This window comes from Pseudomonas veronii (assembly GCF_001439695.1).
GTDB classification, from domain to species: domain Bacteria; phylum Pseudomonadota; class Gammaproteobacteria; order Pseudomonadales; family Pseudomonadaceae; genus Aquipseudomonas; species Aquipseudomonas veronii.
Map to the genome: position 1 here is coordinate 23459 of NZ_JYLL01000031.1, position 22409 is coordinate 45867.

At 60.7% G+C, this 22409-nt stretch carries 19 protein-coding genes; 15 read left to right on the forward strand and 4 right to left on the reverse strand.

What is annotated here, in order from left to right:
* The first annotated feature begins 53 nt into the window (after positions 1–53).
* The gene (locus TU80_RS25845) at positions 54–1610 is read left to right on the forward strand and encodes a methyl-accepting chemotaxis protein (RefSeq protein ID WP_057005708.1); all 1557 of its coding nucleotides are present in this window, start codon (positions 54–56) and stop codon (positions 1608–1610) included.
* Positions 1611–1636: 26 nt separating this feature from the next.
* Here the strand turns inward: TU80_RS25845 and TU80_RS25850 are convergent, their stop codons facing one another.
* The 4 genes from TU80_RS25850 to TU80_RS25865 all read right to left on the reverse strand — a co-directional run bounded on the left by TU80_RS25850 (position 1637) and on the right by TU80_RS25865 (position 6129).
* The gene (locus tag TU80_RS25850) at positions 1637–3010 is read right to left on the reverse strand and encodes an MFS transporter (RefSeq protein WP_057005709.1); all 1374 of its coding nucleotides are present in this window, start codon (positions 3008–3010) and stop codon (positions 1637–1639) included.
* A gap of 83 nt (positions 3011–3093) precedes the next feature.
* Positions 3094–3426, reverse strand: coding sequence for an NIPSNAP family protein (locus TU80_RS25855; RefSeq protein WP_057005710.1), 333 nt, complete (start codon positions 3424–3426; stop codon positions 3094–3096).
* Entirely contained in the window at positions 3426–5174 is a 1749-nt protein-coding gene (locus TU80_RS25860; protein ID WP_057005711.1) for an FAD-dependent oxidoreductase, read from the reverse strand. The genes TU80_RS25855 and TU80_RS25860 overlap by 1 nt, the downstream gene beginning before the upstream one ends.
* Before the next feature lie 115 nt (positions 5175–5289).
* The gene (locus TU80_RS25865) at positions 5290–6129 is read right to left on the reverse strand and encodes an SDR family NAD(P)-dependent oxidoreductase (RefSeq protein WP_079444311.1); all 840 of its coding nucleotides are present in this window, start codon (positions 6127–6129) and stop codon (positions 5290–5292) included.
* 204 nt (positions 6130–6333) lie between these two features.
* Here TU80_RS25865 and TU80_RS25870 point away from each other — a divergent pair, with 204 nt between their 5' ends.
* The 14 genes from TU80_RS25870 (at position 6334) to pstB (ending at position 22346) form a co-directional block, all read left to right on the forward strand.
* Complete coding sequence (locus tag TU80_RS25870) at positions 6334–7227, forward strand: helix-turn-helix domain-containing protein (protein ID WP_057005712.1); 894 nt, start codon at positions 6334–6336, stop codon at positions 7225–7227.
* A gap of 114 nt (positions 7228–7341) precedes the next feature.
* Entirely contained in the window at positions 7342–8334 is a 993-nt protein-coding gene (locus tag TU80_RS25875) for a SphA family protein (protein WP_057005713.1), read from the forward strand.
* Positions 8335–8349: 15 nt separating this feature from the next.
* On the forward strand, positions 8350–9531 hold the full coding sequence (locus tag TU80_RS25880; protein ID WP_057005714.1) for an MFS transporter: 1182 nt from the start codon (positions 8350–8352) through the stop codon (positions 9529–9531).
* A gap of 45 nt (positions 9532–9576) precedes the next feature.
* Complete coding sequence (locus TU80_RS25885) at positions 9577–11022, forward strand: carotenoid oxygenase family protein (protein WP_057005715.1); 1446 nt, start codon at positions 9577–9579, stop codon at positions 11020–11022.
* Positions 11023–11254: 232 nt separating this feature from the next.
* Complete coding sequence (locus tag TU80_RS25890; RefSeq protein ID WP_057005716.1) at positions 11255–12106, forward strand: fumarylacetoacetate hydrolase family protein; 852 nt, start codon at positions 11255–11257, stop codon at positions 12104–12106.
* Between the two features lie 3 nt (positions 12107–12109).
* Positions 12110–12922 (forward strand): IclR family transcriptional regulator, encoded by an 813-nt coding sequence (locus tag TU80_RS25895; protein WP_057005717.1) that lies wholly within the window; start codon positions 12110–12112, stop codon positions 12920–12922.
* Between the two features lie 30 nt (positions 12923–12952).
* On the forward strand, positions 12953–14599 hold the full coding sequence (locus tag TU80_RS25900; RefSeq protein ID WP_057005718.1) for a bifunctional 3-(3-hydroxy-phenyl)propionate/3-hydroxycinnamic acid hydroxylase: 1647 nt from the start codon (positions 12953–12955) through the stop codon (positions 14597–14599).
* A gap of 22 nt (positions 14600–14621) precedes the next feature.
* The gene (locus tag TU80_RS25905) at positions 14622–15470 is read left to right on the forward strand and encodes a VOC family protein (RefSeq protein WP_057005719.1); all 849 of its coding nucleotides are present in this window, start codon (positions 14622–14624) and stop codon (positions 15468–15470) included.
* Positions 15471–15541: 71 nt separating this feature from the next.
* The gene (locus TU80_RS25910) at positions 15542–17020 is read left to right on the forward strand and encodes an aldehyde dehydrogenase family protein (protein WP_057005720.1); all 1479 of its coding nucleotides are present in this window, start codon (positions 15542–15544) and stop codon (positions 17018–17020) included.
* 71 nt (positions 17021–17091) lie between these two features.
* On the forward strand, positions 17092–18090 hold the full coding sequence (locus TU80_RS25915) for a helix-turn-helix domain-containing protein (RefSeq protein WP_057005721.1): 999 nt from the start codon (positions 17092–17094) through the stop codon (positions 18088–18090).
* 453 nt (positions 18091–18543) lie between these two features.
* Positions 18544–19575 (forward strand): phosphate ABC transporter substrate-binding protein PstS, encoded by a 1032-nt coding sequence (gene pstS, locus TU80_RS25920; RefSeq protein ID WP_057005722.1) that lies wholly within the window; start codon positions 18544–18546, stop codon positions 19573–19575.
* A gap of 74 nt (positions 19576–19649) precedes the next feature.
* Positions 19650–20615: a phosphate ABC transporter permease subunit PstC gene (gene pstC, locus TU80_RS25925; RefSeq protein WP_046382745.1), complete on the forward strand. Its 966-nt coding sequence runs from the start codon at positions 19650–19652 to the stop codon at positions 20613–20615.
* Positions 20615–21508 (forward strand): phosphate ABC transporter permease PstA, encoded by an 894-nt coding sequence (pstA, locus tag TU80_RS25930; RefSeq protein ID WP_026140105.1) that lies wholly within the window; start codon positions 20615–20617, stop codon positions 21506–21508. Before pstC ends, pstA begins: the two co-directional genes overlap by 1 nt.
* A gap of 76 nt (positions 21509–21584) precedes the next feature.
* Complete coding sequence (pstB, locus tag TU80_RS25935) at positions 21585–22346, forward strand: phosphate ABC transporter ATP-binding protein PstB (RefSeq protein ID WP_017847588.1); 762 nt, start codon at positions 21585–21587, stop codon at positions 22344–22346.
* The last annotated feature ends 63 nt before the right edge of the window (positions 22347–22409 follow it).

Sequence of the window (22409 nt, forward strand, 5' to 3'; positions counted from 1 at the left end):
CGACATTCAGGTGATAAAGGATCAATCAACCTGAGTTACTCACTGGAGTCCATATGTTCGGCTGGATCAGCAATATCCGAGTCAGTGCTAAATTAAGTTGGGGATTCGGCCTGGTACTGGGGCTTGCGTTGTTGCTGGCCGCGACCGGCTGGTACGCCGTGGTGGCATTGACCGACCGCGGGCTCAAGGTTGAGGAAATTGCGCAGGTCAGCGATTACACCAAAGACTTGCGGATCATTCGCTTGCGCATCGGTACGAACACCCAACCGGATGCCTATCAACCGCTGCAGCAAACCCTGGATCGCCTCGCAACCCACTTGGACAGCATCAGGGAAAAATTCATCGACCCGCAGGATCAAGACCTGATTCAACAGCAGGAAAATGCAGTCAAAGGGTACGGGCAACTGCTGCATGACCTGGCCACGCCCAATATTGACCAGGCGGCCTTGTTTAAACGGATGGGTCAGTTGGGCGACGTGTTGCTCGACACCACGCAAAAGCTGATTGAGTCGCAAAACACCAAACGCGATTCGGATGCCGCGTCCGCCAAGGCCTCGCTGGGCCTCGTTGCGGCCCTGGCGCTGCTGCTGGGCGCGCTCGCCGCATGGGTGATCACACGGCAAATCGTCAATCCACTGCAGCACACGCTCCAGGCGGTGAACCGCATTGCCCGGGGTGATTTGACCGAGCATGTGGCGGTGACCCGGCGCGATGAGCTGGGCCAACTGCAGTCGGGCCTTCAGCAGATGATGCTCAACCTTCATGAGCTGATCGATGGCATTCGATCCGGCGTTATTCAGGTTGCCAGCGCGGCCGAACAACTGTCGGCGGTGACCGAGCAAACGAATTCGGGGATCAGCACCCAGAAAGCCGAAACAGATCATGTCGCCACCGCAATGAACGAGATGACCGCCACCGTCCACAACGTCGCACGCAACGCCGAGGAAGCTTCCGTCGCTGCGTCGGCCGCCGATCAGCAAGCCAGCGAGGGCGAGCAGATCGTGGGTGAAGCCATCGAGCAGATCCAGCGCCTGGCGACAGAACTCAACCAGTCGGCAGACGCTGTGCGCCACCTCCAGGAACAGAGCGATAAAATCGGCGGTGTCCTGGACGTGATCAAAGCCGTCGCCCAGCAAACCAACCTGCTGGCGCTGAACGCCGCGATTGAAGCCGCCCGCGCCGGAGAGGCCGGCCGTGGTTTTGCGGTGGTGGCCGACGAAGTGCGCAACCTCGCCCTGCGCACCCAGCGCTCCACCGAAGAAATCGAGAGCCTGGTCGCCGGTGTGCAAAGCGGCACCCAAGCCGTGGCCTCGGGCATGGAAAGCAGCCTGTTGCTGAGCGAAAGCAGCGTGGAATGCACCCACCGTGCCGTCAGCGCGCTGGAGAACATCACCAGCAAGGTCTCGATCATTCAGGCCATGAATCAGCAGATTGCAACGGCGGCGGAACAGCAAAGCGCCGTCACCGAGGAGATCAATCGCAGCGTGATCAACGTTCGCGACATCTCCGACCAGACGGCCAACACCTGCGAGGAAACCGCCGCGTCGAGTAACGAACTGGCGCGGCTGGGACATGAGCTGGAACGGCTGGTGGAGCGTTTCAAGGTCTAGGTGCGGCGGATCGCCAATATCGGTGCTTACAGATTCGTCCGGCGCGGTGGCACAGACACCACCGGTCGATCGGTAAACACCCTGTTGGCGCTGCGGCCCAGCCCATAAATCGCCAGGGCCGCCAGACCGGAAGGCACCACAAGCGCGGCAAACACTTGCGCGAAGGTCCAGCCCCAACTCAGCATCTGCGCGCCGGCAAAGGCGCTGAGGATCGCGCCAACACGACCGATACCGCTCATCCAACTGGCGCCGGTTGCTCGCGCCTGCGTGGGGTAGAACGTGGCGGCCAGCGCATTCATGCCGACGCTCGCGCCATTGAGGCAAAACCCCACCATCCAGGCAATCGAGCACAGCAGCACAAAGTGCCCCGTGGCCTGGCCGATCGCATAGATCACCGCACCGCTCAACATGAACACCGCCATCAGCACCCGGTATTTGTTCCAGCGATCCATTACCCAACCGACGCACAGCGCGCCTGCGGGTCCGCCGATCTGGAACATCGCGGTCACGATGGCCGCGTCCGCGACGCTATAACCGCCGCCTTCTTTCACCAGGGTCGGTAACCAGCCGCTGAACAGGTAGACCAGAAACAACGCAAGGACATAACCGCTCCACAACATCAACGTGCCGAAGCGATAGGACGGGGACAATACGATCTGCATCGCCGAAGCGCGCATCAGCGGATGAGCCGGCAGGCAGAAGGTCGATTTCGCGTCGCTGACGCCCGGCGCGAGTTTTTCCACAATGGCGCGGATAGACGCGTTCGGCGCCTGCCTGGCGACCAGGAAGGCCACCGATTCAGGCAGTTTGAAATACAGCAGCGGCGCCACCAGCAGGGGCAAGACACCGCCCAGGATCAGCATGCTTTTCCAGCCGAAGGCCGGAATCATCCAGGCTGACAGAAAGCCGCCTGCCGCGGCGCCCAAGGAAAACCCGCAAAACGCCACCGTGATCAGGAACGAACGACTGCGCTGCGGCGCGTACTCCGACACCAGGGTGCTGGCATTCGGCATGGCCGCGCCGAGCCCCAAGCCCGTCATGAAGCGCAGTACGACCATGGTATTGATGTCCGGGGAAAACGTCGTCGCCAGCGTCCACAGACCAAACATGAACACACTGCTCACCAGCACGATCTTGCGTCCGTAACGGTCGGCCAGCGGCCCCGCGACCAGCGCACCGACAGCCAGGCCAATCAGCGCCGCACTCAACACCGGGCCCAACTGCTGGTGGCTCAAGCCCCAGTCCATTTTCAATTGCGGTGCGATAAAGCCCATGATTGCCACATCGAAGCCATCCAGGCCGATGATCAGGAAACCGAGAAATACGACCCACTTCTGAAAGCCGCCAATGGCGCGACTGTTGATCAGCGCCTGGATGTCGATGGGTTGAGTTGTCAGCATGAAAGTCACCTCTGTGTTGTGGGGGCGCCCAACCACTGCGCCCGCTTTTTTATTGGGGTGAAACGAGGATCGCGACCGGCGGCTCAAGCGCTGCCGAGACTGTTGAACCGTACCGGACGGATAATCCGGGTTTCCTGAGCCAGGATCAGATGCGCCGATGCTTGCAGGTAGGCCGGGAAGCGGGGGTCGCCATCCCGCGCCTGGCTGCGGCGCTCGAAGTCATCGAGACTGTCGTAGCCCCAGAGGTGAACGACTTGGTTCAATGGGCCGATGCTGCTGGTATAAAAACCCAGCGGCGCGCCCAGATGCTCCAGCAAAATCGGCATTGCCAGACGATCGAATACCTCGATGAACTCGCTCATGCCGCGTGGACGGATGGTGTAGATGCGGTGATCGATGACCGGTTTGTGAATCATCAGGCCACCTCCTGCTGGGGGGTGCCCGAAGCTTTTTCTGCAGCCACGCGAGCCAGGTGCAGGCCGGTGAGATAAGCGAAGGTCATGATCGGCCCGAGCGTGATCCCGGCAGCGGGATAGTTGCCGCCCATGATGCTCGCCCGGTCGTTGCCCACCGCGTAAAGCCCATCGATCGCCTGGCCTTGTCGGTTGAGCACTTCGCCGCGCACGCTGGTGTTGATGCCATCGAAGGTGCCGAGGTCGCCCATGATCACTTTGAGGGCGTAGTAAGGGCCTTCGCCAATCGGCGCCACGCACGGATTCGGCAGGTTCTGCGGGTCGGCGAGGTAGCGGTTGAAGGTGGTGCTGCCACGGCCGAACTGCTGATCCACGCCCTGCCCCGCCGTGCGATTGTAGTCACGCACGGTCTGTTCCAAGCCGGCCGCGTCGAGCCCGGCGTTGCGCGCCAATTCAGCCAGGGTGCTGCCGCTGTGCAAGTAACCGTTGCGCAGCAATGGCGCGAGGGGCATCGGTGCCGGCTTGGCATAACCCAGCCCGTACTTGGCCATGGTCCGGCGGTCGCAGATCAACCACATGGCGGTTTCAGCCTGGTGGGCGCAGGCGTCAATCATTGCCGCGCCCACGTCGTGATACGAGTTGGACTCGTTGGTGAACCGTTGGCCATTGCGGGTCACGCCGATCACTCCGGGCTTGTAGCGATCGAGCAGATGCGGGAAGGCGGTGAACCTGCCGTTACCCATCGGCACTTTCGAGACGGGCATCCAGGCAGCAGGCGCCTTGAGCCGTATATCGACGGTGCCACCCAAGGCCTCGGCCATGCGTGCGCCATCTCCGGTGTTGGTCTGCGGCACCGGGGAGAAATGCTCGCCACCGCGGCGCACATGGGGATAGGCCTGCTTCAACCGTTGCAGATCATGGGAAAACCCACCGCTGGCCAGCACCACACCGTAGCGGGCTTCAAACCGCACTTCACCGCCCGCGGTCTGAGCGACCACGCCATTGACCCGGTCTGCGCTTTTCAACAATTGCTGCGCGCTGGTTTGCGTCAGAATCGGAATCCCCAGGTCCAGTGCCGATTTCGCCAGCCGCGCGGCCAAGGCATTGCCGCTGGTCACCTGAATGCCGCGCCGGTAAAGCAGCAACTCCTTGGCATGCGTCATCAAGCGCTTTGCGACATAGAGGAATGAGGTCAGGGATTTGGTGGCATTGAAGAAATGCTTGAGGTCGGCATTCGACGAATTGAACATCATCCCAATGAACGTGATGGTTTTGAGCGGCGGCCGCAGGCGTGCCATGTCGGCCCCAAGCTTGCGGATGTCGAAAGGCGCGGCGAGGATCGAACGGCCAATATCGACGCCACCGGCCACGTCCGGGTGATAGTCCGGATAGAGGGTGGGGACGAACTGGACCTCGGTCTCTCGCTGGAAAAAGTCGATCATCCGCGGCGCGTTATCGAGAAATGCATCGACGGCCTCGGCATCGTAGAAATCGCCCGTTTCGTGCTTCATATAGGTCAGCGCGGCCTCGCGGCTGTCCGGGATGCCGTTGGCCTGGGACAAGGCATTGCCGGGAATCCACAGCACCCCACCCGAGAAGGCGGTGGTGCCGCCGAAGAACGCATCCTTTTCAATCACAATGACTTCCAGCCCCTGCTTGCGCGCCGTAATGGCGGTCGCCAGGCCACCGGCACCGGCGCCGATCACCAGTACGTCGCACCGGCGGATCGCCGCGGTTGTTGTCGTCGTCATAGTCAGTCTCACTCGGTAAAAGCCAGCCGAACGGCAGCCGTCGTCGCCATCGACAGCACGACAGGCGAGGGTTCGCTGGGGGATTCGGAGTCGACCGTCATCGGCCGAACGGAGGTCAGGCCTGGCGGCTGATCGTGGGTGATTCGTAGCCGGGGCGAGGGATCAACGCCATCAACATACTTTCCAGGCCTCCATCGACGGTCAACTCGGCAGCGTTGACATAACCTGCCCGCGGGCTCGCAAGGAACAGGACGGCATCGGCTATGTCCTGCGGCTCGCCGATCCGCTGGTTGGCGGTCATCGCCTTGCGCTCTTGCTCGACCTTGGGATCGGCGTAGAACGCTGCCGACAGCGGCGTGCGGATCAGGCCCGGGCAGATGGCATTGCTGCGGATGCCCCGCGGCCCCCACTCCGCCGCTATCTGCCGAGAAAGCATGGCGACCCCGGCCTTGGCTGTACTGTAGGCACCGCTGAAGGTTTGCGGGTAATGCGCGGCGATTGACGCGATATGCACGATGCTGCCGCTTTGTCGGGCCAGCATCAGGCGCCCGAACGCCTGGGCACACAGCAGATAGCCCGTCAGGTTGACCGACAGCACCTGGTTCCATTCGTCCAGGGTCAGCGTTTCAAGGGCCCCGGCCTGCAGCACGCTGGCGTTGTTGATCAGCACATCGCAACGCCCATGGAGCGCCTGCACTTGCTCCGCGGCCTGTTGCACGCTAAAGGGATCGGCAATATCGCAGTGCAACACCGAGACATCCGCTTCACTGTTTTTCGCCAGCTCGGCGGCCAGTTCACGGCATTTCCGTTCGTCGCGATCGAGCAGCACCACATGGGCATTCTGGCTAACCAGCGCGGCGGCGATCGCAGCGCCGATACCGCCAGCCGCGCCAGTGAGGACACAGACTTTGGCCTCGAGGTTCAGCCAGTTTTTCGGCAGGTCGTTATTATTCATTGTTATCTCCAACACGCATTTCAAGACAGTTCGCCCACTGCATGGCAAGCAGCAGGCGAGGCTCAGCATAGAAGCGTGGGACGACTCACAAGAATGGACAAAACCTTCAACCGTAGAGACTTTTACGACAAATCAGCGGCAAATTGCCCTACGCGCGGATTCTTCGCTAAGGTAGAAAACACGTGCCTGTAGACCATAAGAATAATGAACAAGATTCCCAGCTATGCCCTGTACGGCGAGGCGGCGGCGCCGATATGGCACGACTCCCTGCATGTCGAGTCAATCTCCCTGCGCTCCGGCGCCTATAACTGGGAGATCGCCGCTCATCGCCACGATGGGTTGTTGCAGATGCTGTACCTGCAAAGCGGCGAAGGCGAGGTGCTGCTGGACAACCAGCGGGTCGAGGTCAAGGCCCCGTGCCTGCTGTTCATCCCTGAGCAGATCGTGCATGGCTTCGCCTGGCACGGCCGGGTCGAAGGGCATGTGATCACCGCCGTCCAACACCCGCTGGAAAGCATCGTCCAAGTGCTCTCCCCTGGCCTGTTACCGCAGATCCAGAAACCCTGCGTAGTCGCCCTGCCGCACTGGGCGCCGGCCGATGATCCGCTGGAGCCTCTGTATCGGGCGTTGTACGGCGAATACCACGGACGCGGTCGGGAACACATCGCGTGCAGCATGTCGTTATTGTTGGCGCTGGTGATTCAGATGCTGCGCCTGAGCGAGTACAGCCACGACCTGCATGCACACCGTCATGATCGACGCAGCCAGCAGGTCATTGCCTTTCGCGAGCTGGTGAACAGGCACTTTCGCGAGCATCTTTCGCTGCATGACTATGCCGGTTTCCTGGGGGTCACCGTCGTCACATTGGGCCGGCTGTGCCACGAACAACTCGGCATGACCCCCATGACCCTGATCAACGCCCGGCTGATCCTCGAAGCCAAACGCGAGCTGGCCCATTCGGCCCAAAGCGTGAAGCAGATTGCCCATGGCATGGGCTTTTCCGATGTCGGTTACTTCAGCCGTTTTTTCCGCAAGCACGCCCAGTGCAGCCCGAGTGAATTCCGCCTTCAAACCCAAGCCACACGTCACGCAACGTGACGCTCTCAGTCAACTCTGACCGTTGTGTTCAAGCAACCCGAAAGCTCGAGAATTAAAGTTGAAGCGCCAGGGGAAGCTACCCCAGCTCACAACTCCAATAATAGAGCGACGTCAATGAGACTGACACAATCCTTGCCAGCGTGCCTGACACTCAGCTTCGTATCACTTGCCGTCTTTGCGGCAGAGGGCCCTCCTCCCCCCTCCGTGAGCCAACCCAGCGGTATCAACCTGGGCGGTACCAGCTTTTATGATGGGTTCGCAGGCCCCCCCGGGCTAACGCATCAGACCTATCTGAAGTTCAGTACATCCAGCAGCGTTCGTGACAATGGCGGCAAGGACAACCGCAACTTCGATAACCCGAAGATCAACGTCATTACCCTGATCAACCAATTCAGCTATTACTCGCCCGACACCATCGGCGGCGGCGCGCACTTGGGCTGGAGCCTTTTGGTGCCCGTGGTCTCCCTGGACGGCGACTTTGGCGACAACGGCGTAAAGCTCAAGGACAACGGCGTCGGCCTGGGCGACGTCACTGTCGGCCCGCAGATCCAGTTCGATCCGATCGTCAACGCCGAAGGCCGGCCGGTGTTTGTGCAGCGCGTGGCCTTCGATACGATCCTGCCCACCGGCAAGTACGACAAACACAAGGACTTGAATCCCGGCTCCAATTACTTCTCCTTCAACCCCTACTGGGCCGCGACCCTGATGCCGGCGCCGCGCTGGGAAGTGAGTTGGCGCTTGAATTACTTGTACAACTTCAAGAACAACGACCCGGCAAGCAGTTCGGCGCAGTTCTTTGAAGGGCGGCCGGTGCACGACACCCAATCGGGTCAATCGGCGTGGGCCAACTTTACGGCTTCGTATGAGGTGTTCCCGAAGGTTTCAGTCGGGATCAACGGCTATTACTTCAGGCAGATTTCCGATGACCAGGTCAACGGCGACCGCCTGAGCAATTCTCGGGAAAAAGTACTGGGCATTGGCCCCGGCCTCTTCTGGAAAATGACCGAAGACCAGGCCTTTTGGCTCAATACCTATAAAGAGACCGGCGTGGAAAACCGCAGCAAGACGGATTACGCCGTGCAGGTCCGCTACGTTCACAAGTTCTGACTGAGGTGATATGCGATGAATGCGCTCGACTCCATCGACAGCAAGAAATCACTGGGCGCTATTTGCCTGATGATGGTCATTTCCCTGGGAACGCTGCAGATCCAGCCGATCCTGGGCGGCGCGTTGATTGATCAACTGGGGCTGCCGCTCAATGCCATCGGCGCGATCTTCGCCGCCGAGTTGATTGCGATGGCCATCGCCTGCGGCGTCTGTGCTCTGTTCATGGCACGGGTCGACCGCCGCCGCTTTGCGCTGGTGGCCTTGCTGATCCTGGCCGCCGGCAACCTGGCGAGCACACAACTGCACAGCCAGGCCTGGCTGATGGTGTTCAGGATCATCTGCGGCGCCAGCGGTGGCGCGGTCATGGCGGTGGTGTATGCGACTGCGGCGCTGCGCAGGTCGAAAGACGCGACATTCGCCGTGATCAATATCGGCAACCTGCTCTGGGGCATGCTGCTGGTGACGTCCATGCCCATGCTCTTGCAGGCGTTTGGCGTGCAGGGCGCGTTTTCCTTGCTGGCCATCACCAGCCTGTTCGCGGCGCTGGGTTGCTGGAAAATCCCCAGGCACTACCCTGACGCCCATCGCATCGCCCAGGGTGCGGCTCAGCCGTTCGGGCTGACTGCCGTACTGCTGATCCTGTTGTTTGCACTGTTGTTTTTTGGGCACTCCGCGCTGTGGGTGTATCAGGAACGAATTGGCAAAAGTATTGGCCTGGAACCCCAGCAGATCGGCGCCATCCTCGGCGGCAGCATCCTTGCCGGCGCCCTGGGCGCCGGGCTCTCCGGGCTGTTGGGGCGCCGCCTGGGTTTGCTGTTTCCGCAACTGCTGAGCTTTGGCACCGCGTTGCTGGCGACCCTGGTGATGGTCTATGGCGACAGCACCGTCGCGTTCGCCGCCACGGCGTGCCTGATCCATATGGTGTGGTTTTTCAGCCTGCCCTACCTGCTGTCGATGGCGGCCGAACTGGACCCTTCCGGTCGATTGGCCGGCCTGGGCAACGCGGCGATTTTTGTCGGCCAAGGGCTGGGCCCGTTCGGTGCCGCGCTGGTGGTCGGCGAAGGGCATTTCCGGGCCGTGGGGTGGCTGGCAGCCTCGGCGTATGGAGTGGCCTTGATCATTTCGTGCCTGGTGGTGGCGCGCTTTCGTCGAGGCCTCAAACCGCGCGCGCCGGCCCTGTCGCCACAATCTGCCTGAATACCCTGCCCTGACGTGAACCCACTGGATCAATGAGATGACGCGATGAATATTCCATTTCCCAAAACCCCCGAGTTTTCCGGCGCGCTGTATACCCCCAGCCGCGTAGAAGCCGACGTATTCGACCTGGAGATCGAAGGCGCTGTGCCTGAGGCGATCCGCGGGACCTTTTATCAAGTCTCGCCGGACCCGCAATACCCGCCCATGCTGGGCACGGATATCTTCTTCAACGGCGACGCCATGGTCAGCGGCTTCTATTTTGCCGATGGCAAGGTCTCGTTGCGTCGGCGCTATGTGCTCACCGATCGCCTGGTCGCCCAGCGCCGTGAAGGGCGTTCGCTCAACGGCGTCTATCGCAATGCCTACACCAACGACGCGCTCGCGGCAAAAAACAACACCACGGCCAACACCTCGGTGATCCCGCATAACAACGTCCTGCTGGCACTCAAGGAAGATGCCATGCCGTGGGCACTGGACCCGCAGACGCTGGAGACCCTCGGCGAGTGGAATTTCGACGGGCAGATCGACTCAGCCACCTTCACCGCCCATCCCAAGCTCGACCCGGTGACCGGAAACCTGCTGGCCTTCAGCTACGAAGCCAAAGGCGACGGCACACCCGACATGGCGTATTTCGAAATTTCGCCGCAGGGCAAACTGCTGCACCAGATCTGGTTCCAGGCGCCCTACGCCGCCATGGTCCACGACTTCGCGGTCACCGAGCATTATGTGGTGTTCCCGCTGATCCCCCTGACGGTGGACGTCGAGCGCATGAAACAAGGCGGCCAGCATTTCCAGTGGCAGCCCGAACTGCCCCAGCTGTTTGCCGTGGTGCCCCGCCACGGGGACGCGCGCGAGGTGCGTTGGTTCAAAGGGCCCAAGGACGGCTTCCAGGGCCATACCCTGAACGCGTTCGACGAAGACGGTAAAGTCTATGTGGACATGCCGGTCACCGGCGGCAACGTCTTTTACTTCTTTCCCCAGGCGGACGGTTTCGTACCGCCGCCGGAAACCCTGGCGGCCAGCCTGATGCGCTGGGTCTTTGACCTGAGCAGCGCACAGGACGAACTGCAACCGCAGGCGCTGACGGACTATCCCTGTGAATTTCCCCGCTGCGATGACCGTTACATAGGCCGCAAATATGAACACGGATTCCTGCTCGCCTTTGATCCGCAGCGGCCGTATAACTCGGCGAATGGCCCGATGCCGTTTCAGTTCTTCAACCTGCTGGCTCACATCAACCTGACAACCGGTGTCACCGACGCATGGTTTCCCGGTGACAGCGGGTGCTTTCAGGAACCCATTTTCATTCCACGCTCCGCCGCGGCAGCGGAAGGCGATGGCTACGTGGTCTGCCTGCTCAACCTGATTGTCGAAGGGCGCAGTGAACTGGTGGTGCTGGACTCCACTGACATGGCGGCCGGCCCCATCGCCCGCATCAAAGTCCCATTCCGTATGCGGATGTCGCTGCACGGCTGCTGGGCACCGCGCTAAATCGGCATAGCGTTCCCCTCCCCTCCAATAGCCACGCCCGTAGCCATCCACATACTGGAATGGCACGGGCTGCTTGGCGTTTCAGGCAGCAATCCGATCACCGAACAGAAAAATAACATTTATTCCGAAATGCAGGATTTATACAAAAATCCCACTTTACAGGATTAATTCGCAAGACTAGATTGAGCCCATTGCAGCCCATCTCACGCTCCCCTTTCCGAGAGGACACTTCATGAAATTCGCGAGCTTTATCGTTCAAGGCCGTACCACCTACGGGGTGGTCGAGGGCGCTCAGGTGATTGACCTGGAATCGGTCAAATCCACCTTTGGCACCGACCTCAAGCAAGCCATCGCCATCAATCGCCTGGGTGAACTGACGCCGACCATCCTGGCCGCGCTGCCACGCGTAGCGTTGGCGGACGTGACGTTCCTGCCGGTGATCGCAAACCCGGGCAAAGTGCTGTGCATTGGCATCAACTACGCCACCCATGTGCGTGAAACCGGTCGGGAGATGCCGACCTACCCAATGATTTTCACGCGTTTCGCCGACAGCCAGGTTGCACACCTGCAACCGATCATTCGCCCAAAGGTTTCGCATAAGCTGGATTTCGAAGGCGAACTTGCAGTGGTCATCGGCAAAACCGCGCGCCACGTCAAGGCTTCGCAGGCGCTGGAGTATGTGGCCGGTTATGCCTGCTACAACGATGGCAGCGTCCGCGACTGGCAGAAGCACACCATCCAGTTCGTACCGGGCAAGAATTTCCCGGACACCGGCGGCTTCGGTCCCTGGCTGGTGACTTGCGATGAGATCGGCGACCCGCAGGACCTGGAATTGACCACGCGCCTGAACGGCCAAGTGATGCAACACACCCGCACCAGCGACATGATTTTCGACGTGCGCCACCTGATCGAATACTGCTCCACCTTCACCGAACTGGCGCCCGGCGATGTGATTGTCAGCGGCACCACCGGTGGCGTCGGCGCATTCCGTGAACCGCCGGTATGGATGAAGCCCGGCGATACCGTCGAGGTCGAGATATCGGGCATCGGCATCCTGCGCAACAGCATCGCCGATGAACAATAAGCCATGAAGCCATTACCTGAATCAGAACACCTGCCGGAGCAGGACGCCGACAGCAAAGGCTCAAGCCTGGAGCGCATGCTGCGGGTGCTGGATCTGTTTACCGAGGCCAGCCCGATCTGGGCGGTCGACGAGATGGGCGCTGCGCTGGGTTACACGCGGTCGACCATCTACCGCTACGTGCGCGAACTGGCCGAGGCGAACCTGTTGTTTCAGGTCGAAGCCGGCCGCTACGCGTTGGGCGCACGGATTATCACCTGGGACCGCCAACTGCGCCTGAGCGACCCGCTGGTACGCGCAGCGCAAGCCCTGGAACAAGACCTGCCGCGTTGGAGCGAGCAACAGGTGTGGCTGATCTGCCGGCTGTTCAAGAACCAGGTGGTGTGTATCCACCAGCATGGCGACTTGTTCAGCGAGGTCAGCTACTCCCGCGGCTCACCCAGGCCGCTGTTCCTCGGCGCGACCTCGAAGGCGATCCTCGCCAACATGACGTCGCGCCAACACAGTCAGCTGTTTCTGGAAAACCCCGATGAAGTGCGCGCCAGCCATCTGGGACAGACCTGGGAACAATTCCGCCGCTCACTGCAGCAACTGCGCCGCCAGGGCTATGTCGCCAGCGCGGCTGAAATTGACCCCGGCGTCTACGGCCTGGCGGCACCGATCTTCGACAACGACAGCAAGGTGGTCGGCAGCATCAGTTGCCTGCGTCCGATTCAGGAGCGCGACAACGCCCAGGAAGCGCAACAAGGGGCACAAATGCAGGCCCTCGCACAGGCGTTGTCGCAGCGCATGGCGACGCTCACCCACCGCCCCGCGTAGCCAGACTGAAAACTTTGGAAGGGAATAACAATGACAACCCTCAACAGCTTCAGCACCCAAGTCTTGATCATCGGGGCAGGCCCTACCGGACTGACCCTGGCCAACCTCCTCGGCCAGGCCAACGTGGACAGCCTGATCATCGACCGCAAACCCGGCACCGTGACCGAACCGCGTGCCGTCTCGATCGACGATGAATCCTTGCGCACCATGCAAGCCATCGGGCTGGATGACGCCGTGTTGCGCGATGTGGTGCCCGGTTATGGCGTGCATTACTTCACCCGCGCGGGCGGGCGTTGCTTCGGCAAGGTCGAGCCGACCGGCAGGTTATATGGGTTTCCCAAGCGTAACGCCTTCCGCCAGCCGCTGTTCGAAAGCACGCTGAAGACCGGCCTTGAGCGTTTTGCGAACCTGACCGCGCGCTTCAATCACGAGCTGCTCGAGTTCACCCAAGACCAGCATGGCGTGCACGCGTTGATCAAGGATGCCGATGGCCAGTTGCTCAACGTCAAGGCCAGCTACCTGATCGCCTGCGACGGCGGCCGCAGCCCGGTGCGCAAGCAACTGGGGATCGAGATGGTGGGGTCGAGCTTCTCCTCACGCTGGCTGGTGGTCGATACCGACCAGGATGACGACCCCTTCTGGCAGACCCGCGTGTACTGCGATGCCCGCCGCCCCGTGGTGGAAGTGCCCGGCCCACACCGCACGCGGCGCTTTGAATTCCTGCTCAAGCCGGACGAAACCGATGCGCAGGTGCTCAGCCCCGAATGCCTGCACACTCTGCTTCATCCGTTCAAAGGCGATGCCCCGGTGTCCATCGTGCGCAAGACGGTGTACACCTTTCATGCCCGCATCGCCGAACGTTGGCAGGTCGGCCGCGTATTTCTCGCCGGCGATGCCGCGCATTTGACCCCGCCCTACGCGGGGCAAGGGATGAACAGCGGCGTTCGCGATGCCCACAATCTGGGCTGGAAGCTGGTCGCCGTGCTCAAGGGCCAAATGGCGGCGAACGCCCTGCTGTCCTACGAAAGCGAGCGGCGCGACCATGCCTGGGCCTTGATCAAGCTGGCCCTGAACCTTGGTGTGGTCATGGCGCCAGCCACCGTGCTGCGGGCTCGCCTGATCAGCGCGGCATTCGCGGTCATCGGCCTGGTGCCGCCGCTGCGCGATTATTTCCTGCAAATGCGCTTCAAGCCCAAACCGCGCTTTACCAAAGGCCTGGTATTGCCCGAAGGCAAGGCCGGGAAACTGGCCTGCGGGCAAATGTTTCCTCAGCCATTGCTGACCGATGCCCAAGGCCGCGCTCACCTGCTGGACACGACCATCGGTGCCGGCTTCGCCCTGATCCAATATGGCGACCTGCCCCATCCACGTCTCGATGAACTGCGACACGGTCTGTGGGACCACCTGGAAGCCAAACGCATCCTGATCCTGCCCGCACACGTTCAGACGCTACCGTCGATCCCCGGCTGCACCGTGCTGCAAGACCGCGAGAATGCGCTCAAGGACCTGCTCGGCGACAGCCAGAAGTTTCTGCTGCTGCGTCCGGATCGCTATGTCGCCGCCATCTTCGAGATGGCCACGCAAGACCCGGTCGCCGACGCATTGCAATCGCTGTTCGGCATCACCCTGACGAACAACTGCGCGGATCAGCCGGGCATGGCGCCCGTCTACCCCTGAACCTTCAGCCCCAGAGGTGTTTATGCAAACCTTGCAGACTTCCACCCCCGCCCGCCTGTGTTACCTGCACCTGGCAAGCAAAGCTCCACAGCAGCAGGTCGACTTCTATCGGCGCCTGCTGGACATGGACGGCCTGGCGCAGGCTGACGGCAGCTGGCTGCTCCAGGGGCCCCAACGGGCCATGCTGATTTCACCCGCCGACCATAGCGGCCTGCTCGCGGCGGCGTATGACCTGGGCAGCCAAGCGCACTTGAGTGAACTGCGCGCGCGCCTGCTCGGCAACGGTTGTCAGGTCGAAGCGCTCGACTCGCCGCTGCTGGAAGCGGGCGCCTTTCAAATCCGTGACCCCCAGGGTCGGCAAACCCTATTTGGCGTGTCTCGCGGCGCGTCCACCATCGACCGCAAGGGCATGCCGGGGCGCCTGCAGCACGTGGTGTTCCAGACCACGGAGCTGGAAGCGATGATCGACTTCTACGTCAACACAGTGGGGTTCACCGTCTCGGACAATGTCGTCGACGAGCAAAGCGGCCAGCTCACCACCTGCTTCCTGCGTTCGGACGATGAACACCATTCGCTGGCGTTCTTCCGCGGGTCGAAAAACGAGTGGGATCACCACTGTTACGAAACCAACGAATGGAATGACATCCGCGACTGGGGCGACCGCTTCGCCAAGGAGCGGATCACCTTGTTCTTCGGCCCGGGACGACATGGCCCAGGCAACAACCTGTTCTTCATGGTGGTCGATGCCGATCGCAACCGCCTGGAATTCTCGGCCGAGCTGGAGATCACCGAAGCCTCCCGCCCGCCTGGCGTCTGGCCGCAGGAGGAATACACCCTCAACGCCTGGGGACGCGCCTGGATCCGAAGCTGAATACGCTCAACCTAAAGGGTCTGCCCTCACCACCCTCAATCGACGCGGCTACCTGCCTCTAAGGTAAGACTATGACAACTCCAATACTCGCGGCCTACGCCATCAACGGCGACCAATACATCAACGGCACCTGGCGTGCGGGTCGTTCTGCACGACGCCTGGACGACCGCAACCCCTTCAACGGCGAACCCTTGCTGGAAATGCCCCTGGCCTCGGTGGCCGACCTGGATGACGCCTACCAGGCCGCCCAGCGCGCGCAAACCGACTGGGCAGCGCTGCACCCGACCCAGCGCAGTGCGCAACTGGAAAAACTCGCCCAGGTCATCCAGAACCGCAGCGAAGAAATCATCGACTGGCTGATCCGCGAGTCCGGCAGTACCCGTATCAAAGCTGGCATGGAATGGCAGTTCACCCTCAACCTGGTTCGCGAATGCGCAACACTGCCGATGCAGGTTGAAGGCCGGATCCTGACCAGCTACAAGCCTGGCGAACAGAGTTTCGTGTTTCGCGAGCCGCTGGGGGTCGTCGGTGTGATCAGCCCGTGGAACTTCCCGCTGTACCTGAGCATGCGCTCGGTGGTGCCGGCCCTTGCGCTGGGCAATACCGTGGTGCTCAAGCCTGCCAGCGATACGGCGGTTACCGGCGGCCTGTTGATTGCCCATCTGTTCGAAGAGGCCGGGTTCCCGGCGGGCTCGCTGAACGTGGTGGTCGGCGCGGGTGCAGAGATCGGCGATGCGTTCGTCGAACACCCGATACCGAGCCTGATCTCCTTCACCGGCTCCACCGACGTGGGACGCAACGTCGGACGCATCGCCACTGGCGGCAAGCACATCAAGCGCGTGGCCCTGGAGCTGGGCGGTAACGCACCGCTGGTGGTGCTGGAGGATGCGGACATCGAGATAGCGGCGCATGCCGCCGTGGTCGGGCGCTTCCTGCATCAGGGCCAGATCTGCATGAGCGTCAACCGGGTCATTGTTGATCGTGCGCTGTATGCCGACTTCGCGGCGCTGGTGGTCGAGCGCGTGCGCAATCTCAAGACCGGTGACCCGGCCAAGGCCGATACGGTAATCGGGCCGGTGGTCAACCAGAGTCAGCTTGATGGCCTGCTTGGGAAGATCGACGCCGCCGAGCGTGCCGGTCTCAAGCAACTGTGTGGCGGCCAGGCGCGCGGGCTGGTGCTACCGGCCCATGTCTTCGGTGAAGTGGGCCCCGAGCAGGCCTTGGCCCGCGATGAAACGTTCGGCCCGTTGCTGCCGCTGATGATTGCGCAGAATCAGGCCCATGCCCTGGAGTTGGCCAATGCAAGCGAGTACGGTCTGTCCAGCGCGGTGTTTACCCGTGACATGGCACGCGGCCTGAGCTTTGCCCGGGGCATCGTAGCGGGCATGACCCATATCAACGACATCACCGTCGATGACCAGCCCAATGCGCCGTTCGGCGGCGAAAAGAACTCCGGTCTTGGACGCTTCAACGGCCACTATGCCTTGGATGAGTTTACCCGAGCCCATTGGGTCACCTGGCAAGCCGGGGGCCATCACTACCCGTTCTGATCGTCTGTCAGGAGCGGGCAAGGCTCACACCTTGCCCGCCAGCCCAAAACAAAAAAACAAAAGGCGAAACAATGAATAACCTAGCCTGCGTATCCACCGATCAAGTCGTTCGCTCTGATCGGCTGATGAAATGGAAAGAGTTCATGAGCGATCACCTGGGCCGCACGCCGGAGTATATAAAGCGCCTGGAGTCCACCAACATCGACCCGTTGCACAACGGCAACTTCCAGGGCCGCCTGGAATACGGCGACTTGGGCCAGTTGCGTTTCTGCCGCATGACCGCCAGTGCCCATCGCTATTCACGCCACCTGAGCAAGGCGCTTGATGTCGTCGACACACCGCGCATGTTGATACTGCAGGTCGCTGGTGTCAGTCATTTCGAGCAAGGCCAGCAAAACAGCACCGTCGCGCCGGACGAAATGCTCCTGGTCGACTGCGGCAAACCCTTCAGCGTCACCAGCACCCAGGGCTGCGAGCACTTTATCCTGCTATTCCAGGGCCCCGCCGGGCAACTGACGCAGACCGGCGACATGCACTTGAATGGCCGCAACGGGCTGGGGCGCATGCTGATGCACTTGATCAGCGACGCTTATCACCAATATCCCCTGCTCAACAGCCAATCGGCCGGGCTGATCGGCGACAGCATCACCGGGTTGCTGAACAATGCGCTGAAGAACAAACAAGATGAAAAGCAACTCGACCATGACTTCCGCTTTTTCAAACAGAATCGCCTCAAAGCGTATATCGAGCGTCACCTGGCCGACCGCGACCTCAGCATCGAGCGCATCGCCAACGCCGAGCAATGCTCAGTGCGCAGCTTGCATCGGGCATTTCAGGACGAACTGGGGTGCAGTGTCAGCGAGTACATCTGGCAGCGTCGGCTGTCCCGTTGCGCCGAGGACCTGCGCAACCATGAACAGGCCCATCGCTCCCTCACCGAGATCGCCTATGCCTGGGGCTATGGCAGCAGCTCGCATTTCAGCCGGCACTTCAAAGCGACATTCGGCATGTCGCCCCGGTTGTTTCGTGACACCGCCAGCGACACCCGTGCCAACGCCACTGCGGCGTAACCCCAGGCGCCGTCCGCCAGCGCCAAGGCGTTGATGGACGGCCCCTGCGATCAATGCGCCTCACCGCCCGGCAAGGGCTGGTAACGCACCGATCAACCGTCATCCTGTACGTCGCCCCAGCGAAACCGTCAAAGGCACCCGGGGACAAGAAACCGGCCCCCCTGTTTTTCTCTCCCGCGTTGCCTTGCATGTCTTTCAGGAACTCAAGACCCGCACCGGAGAGTCTCAGTGCGCTGACTGATGCCTCGAACGGCTGCTGGGTTCTGGTGGTACTGGTTTTACCTTCACGGTAATGACCTGACCTCGACGTTTCGCAAAGGCTGGACGACCTAATGCACAACGGCCAGCCCCTAGCGCCTGGCGCGGTTGGCGCGACCCGCCATTCAACTTTCATAAAAGCTTAACGAAAGTGCTGCAAAGTTCGGGAGCCCGTTATCACAATGAGTTCCTTCGATGAAAAATTTGATGAAGTCTGCTGCACTCGCCGTTGCGGTTTCTCTTTGTGCAAGTTCCATGGCTTTTGCTGAGGAAAGCGTTCGTCTGAGCGGCTCAGGCGCTAGTTTCCCGGCACCGATCTACCTGACCTGGTTCAAGGATTTCAGCAAGAAAACCGCAGGCGTCACTGTGGATTATCAATCCAAGGGCAGCGGCGCCGGTGTGCAGGACTTCCTGAACAAAACCGTCGATTTCGCCGCCAGTGACTCGGCAATGAAAGACGAAGATATCGCCAAGGTTGCCGAAGGCGTGCAGTTGCTGCCGATGACAGCAGGTGAAATCGTGTTGGCTTTTAACCTGCCGGGCAATCCTAAAGAACTCAAATTGCCACGCGACGTTTACTCCAACATCTTCTTGGGCAAGATCACCAAGTGGAACGACCCGCAAATCGTTGCAGCCAACCCGGGCCTGAAACTGCCTGATATGCCGATCACCGTGGTCGTGCGTGCAGACTCCAGCGGTACCACTGCGGTATTCACAAAGCATCTGGCGACGATCAACCCACAGTTCCAGAAAGATTTGGGTGAAGGCAACACCGTCAACTGGCCTGCCAGCGACAAATTCATCAAATCGCCGAAGAACGATGGTGTGACAGCGACCGTGCGCCAGACTCCGGGCGCTATCGGCTACATCGAATACGGTTTCGCCAAGCTGGCCAAGGTTGACTTTGCCCAACTGCAGAACAAGGCCGGCAAGTACGTTGTCCCTAACGCAGAAAGCGGTGCCGAGGCCCTCGCGGCTGTGAAAATGCCGGAAAGCCTGGTGGCCTGGCTGCCGGATCCGGACGGCGCCAAGTCCTACCCGATCACGTCCTACACCTGGATGATCTTCCGCAAGCACAACGAGAACCCGGCCAAGGCCAAGGCGATGCGCGAAATGGTCGAATACAGCCTGACCGAAGGGCAGAAAATCGCCGACTCGATGGGTTACATCCCGCTGCCGAAATCGGTTGTCGATGAGGTTCGCAAAGCGTCCGCCAACATCCAGTAACGCACGTGAGGCCTCTCTCGGTATGCGCGCTCAGCCATACCGGGAGCGTTTCCCCCTTGTTCCGGAGTTAGCCTATGAGCACACCTTTTGTCGTACCGGTTAACCAGGATTCTGCCTGCCAGCCACCCTCTGCAAAGGATTTCCTGGTTGATCGCACCTTCCGTGCGCTCGCACGAATAGGGGTGATTCTGATTCTGGCGTTGGTCTTCGCCTTGGTATTCGAGGTGGGACGCAAGGCCCTTCCAGGCATGGAAAAGCACGGTTTTGATGTGCTTCTCGGCAGCGTCTGGGACGTTAACCAAGGCAAGTACGGCATTTTGCCGGCCATTTGGGGCACGCTCTACAGCGCCCTGATCGCGCTGCTGATCGCAGGCTTTTTCGGCGTCAGCATGGCGATTTTCCTGACCCAGGATTTCCTGCCGGCGAAGCTGGCAGCCGTGTTTCGAACCATCGTCGAATTACTCGCGGCCATCCCCAGCGTCGTTTATGGCCTGTGGGGGATTTACGTGGTGATCCCGACGATTCGCCCGCTTACGGCGTGGCTGAACAGCGAACTGGGCTGGATACCTTTTTTTGGCACAACCTTGAGCGGGCCGGGGCTGCTTCCTGCGGCGTTGGTACTGGCCATCATGATTCTGCCGACCATTGCGGCCGTGTCGCAGGACGCCCTCACCGGTGTCCCGATGAAAACCAAACAGGCCGCCTACGGCATGGGGACGACCCATTGGGAAGCGATTCTGAAGGTGATGGTGCCATCCGCTGCCACCGGTATTTTCGGCTCCCTGGTCCTCGGCCTGGGTCGCGCGCTGGGTGAAACCATGGCGCTGGCCATGCTGGTGGGCAACGCGAACAACATCTCGCTTTCTCTGTTTGCCCCGGCCAATACGCTAGCGGCCTTGTTGGCGCTGAACTTCCCCGAAGCCGGGCCGAACGAAATCGAAGTATTGATGTACGCCGCACTGGTACTGATGTTTATCACGCTCCTGGTGAACGTCATCGGTTCCATGATCATGGTCTATGCCCAACGTGGTACTAAATGATGACTGACATCACTTCCTCTACAGCCGCTTTACCAAGCCTGCAGCGCAAGTTTGAAGGCCGCGCCCTGCGCAGCCTGGTGTTGACCACACTGGTCTGGGGTGGTGCTCTACTGGCCAGCGTGCCGCTGATTTCCGTGCTCTACATGCTGATCACGCGCGGAGGGGCACGCCTGAGCCTGGAGGTATTCACCGAACTGCCGCCAACCGGTTTCGAGACCGGCGGTGGCTTCGGCAACGCGATGGCAGGCACCTTCGTCATGGTCGGTATCGCGGCGGCAATCGCGGTGCCGGTCGGCATCATGGCGGCCATCTTTCTGGCGGAACTGGGGCCAGACAGCAAGCTGGCAAACGCCGCGCGCTTTGCCGCCAAGATGCTCACGGGCCTGCCATCCATTCTGGCCGGGGTATTTGCCTACGCGCTGGTGGTGATGACCACCGGTACCTATTCAGCACCGGCGGGTGGCGTGGCACTGGCGGTACTGATGTTGCCCATCGTCGTGCTGACGGCTGAAGAGTCGATGAGGATGGTGCCTAAAATCATGAAGGATGCGGCCTACGGCATGGGCTGTACCCGCTCGCAGGTCATCTGGAAAATCGTATTGCCTACCGGCATGCCGGCAATCCTGACGGGCGTCATGCTCGCCGTGGCCCGCGCCGCGGGCGAAACCGCGCCGTTGTTGTTTACCGCGCTGTTCAGCAACTACTGGATTTTTCACGACGGCAGCCTGGCAGTCATGAATCCGACTGCATCGCTTGCCGTGCTGATTTACAACTTCTCCGGCATGCCCTTCGACAACCAACTCGAGCTCGCATGGGCAGCCTCACTGGTGCTGGTGATGATCGTACTGGTCGTGAATATTGTCAGCCGCATTTTCGGCAAGCCCAAGTATTGAGAACGGGAGCATCTGAATTTTGAACGTATCAACTGCGCAAATAGCCGCTCCGTTTGTCACCCAGGCGCCTGTGGTCATGGACTGCAAGCTGGACAAAATTTTCTACGGCAACTTCATGGCGGTACGTGACAGCCATGTGCCGATCGAAAAAAACAAGATCACCGGTTTCATCGGCCCTTCTGGCTGCGGCAAAAGTACCGTGCTGCGTAGCCTCAATCGGATGAACGATCTGGTGAAAGGCTTTCGGTTTGAAGGGCACGTGCATTTCCTTGGGCAAGACGTCTATGGCAAGGGCGTTGACCCGGTGGTCGTGCGGCGTTACATCGGCATGGTTTTTCAGCAGCCGAACCCATTTTCGATGAGCATTTTCGACAACGTTGCGTTTGGCCTGCGCCTCAATCGCTACAAAGGCGACCTGGGAGACCGTGTAAAGCACGCCCTGCAAGGCGCGGCGCTGTGGGATGAGGTCAAGGACAAGCTCAAGGTCAGCGGCCTGTCACTCTCCGGCGGCCAGCAACAACGGCTTTGTATCGCTCGCGCCATCGCGACCGAACCTGAAGTGCTGTTGCTGGATGAGCCCTGTTCGGCACTCGACCCGATCGCGACGCGCCGGGTCGAGGAGTTGATGGTTGAGCTGAAGAAGGATTACACCATCGCCCTGGTCACCCACAATATGCAGCAAGCCATCCGTGTTGCGGACACGACGGCGTTTTTCTCGGTTGATATTTCTCAGGGCACGCGCACCGGTTATTTGGTTGAGATGGGCCCAACGGCGCAGATTTTCGATAACCCGCGCGAACAAATGACCGGGGATTACATCAGCGGCAAGTTCAGCTAAACAGCAAACGTCCAGTCAAGACCGCATACCGCTATAGTGCCAAAGGTGCTTTAGCGGGCATCC